General features: G+C 69.1%; 1 protein-coding gene. It reads right to left on the bottom strand.

The window, feature by feature from the left end; all coding sequences use genetic code 11:
• Positions 1 to 37: 37 nt before the first annotated feature.
• On the bottom strand, positions 38 to 1,372 hold the full coding sequence (locus AB0B45_RS51480) for a protein kinase (RefSeq protein WP_358146388.1): 1,335 nt from the start codon (positions 1,370 to 1,372) through the stop codon (positions 38 to 40).
• Positions 1,373 to 1,450 lie beyond the last annotated feature (78 nt).

Genomic DNA, 1,450 nt, shown 5'->3' with positions numbered 1-1,450 from the left:
GGGATCGCTGTCCGAGACAGGCACCTACCAGACGGTGTCAGCACATCGAGGGGATGCAGGTGTAGGGATTCTCGGGCGGGGTCCAATACGGCGGGGGTGGGGCGAACGTCGGGGGTGCGGCAGTGGTGGTTGCCGGGGCTGGTTGCGGGGTGGTGCCCTCGGTCGGGTCGGGGGTCGAGTCCTTCCTGGATTCCTCGCCTGTCGGCGTGTTCGCGAGGCGCTCGGTGCGGGTCGGCTTGGCGGTCGGCGCCGAGGTCCTGCGGCGGGGCGTCTGCTTGGGCATCGCCTGCTTGGGTGCCGTCTGTCCGGATGCCGTCTGTCCGGATGCCGGGGGTGTCGTGCGCTGTTCCGCTTGGCTGGTCTGTGACGGCATGGTGGTGGGGGGCGTGGTGGGGGAGGTGGTGGGTGGTGCGGTCGGCTGAAGGGTCGAGGTCCCGTTGGCGGGTGAGCCGACCGGGTGCCTGCCCGTGTTCGTCAGCAGAGCGCCCGCGACGGCCAGCGATGCCACCGCGCAGCCGGCGAGGGTCAGAATCATCGTGCGGCGGCGCCCGCGCGCGGCGGGACGCACGTGGTGGGAGGTCAGCCTGGCGGCCAGGCCGTCGGCGCTGGGTCGTTTGGCCGGGTCTTTGGACAGGCTGGCGGTGACGAGTTCGAGCAGTGTTCCGTCCAGGCCGGAGATCTCCGGCTTTTTGTGGAGGATGCGGTGGATTACCGCGGGGGTGGAGTCGGCGCCGAACGGGGGCTGGCCGGAGGCGGCGAACACCATGGTCACGCCCCAGGCGAAGATGTCGGCTGCTTCCGTCGCGGTCGCTCCGGCGATGTGCTCGGGTGCGAGGTAGGAGGGTGTGCCGATCAGTGATCCGGTGGAGGCGGTGCCTGGCGCGTCCAGGGCGCGGGCGATGCCGAAGTCGATCACGACGGGGCCTTCTGGTCCCATCAGGATGTTGGCGGGTTTGAAGTCGCGGTGCAGGACTCCGGCGCGGTGGATGGCGGCCAGTGCGGTGGCGGTGCTGATCGCCAGCCGGTCGAGTGCGGCGCCGCGTCGTGGCCCCTCGAGGGTGACGAGGGCGTGCAGGGAGGGTCCTGGCACGTATTCGCTGACGATGTAGGGTCGTTGGCCGGCGAGGTCGGCGTTCAGTACGGGGGCGGTGGAGAATCTGGCCACGCGCCGGGCGATCTCCACTTCGCGCAGGAATCTGCTTCTGGCGTCGGAGTCGGTCAGCAGGCCGGGATGTAGGAGTTTGACGGCGACTTGTTCGCCGGATTCGGTCCGCCCGAGGTAGACGACGCCTTGGCCGCCTTGCCCGAGGCGGCTCACGATGTCGTATGGGCCCAGCCGCCGCGGGTCGTCCTCCACTAATGGCTGGTTCACGCTGCCCCCAGAACGAATCAACTGACAGGAAAACGTATCAGCGTGATGGTCGGGCTGTCTGCACTAGCGATCAAGAAA

Origin of the sequence: Nonomuraea sp. NPDC049152 (genome assembly GCF_040648355.1) — a bacterium.
Classification (GTDB): domain Bacteria; phylum Actinomycetota; class Actinomycetes; order Streptosporangiales; family Streptosporangiaceae; genus Nonomuraea.
The sequence above is the reverse complement of the archived record's forward strand: the minus strand, read 5'-3'. Positions and strand labels throughout refer to the sequence as shown.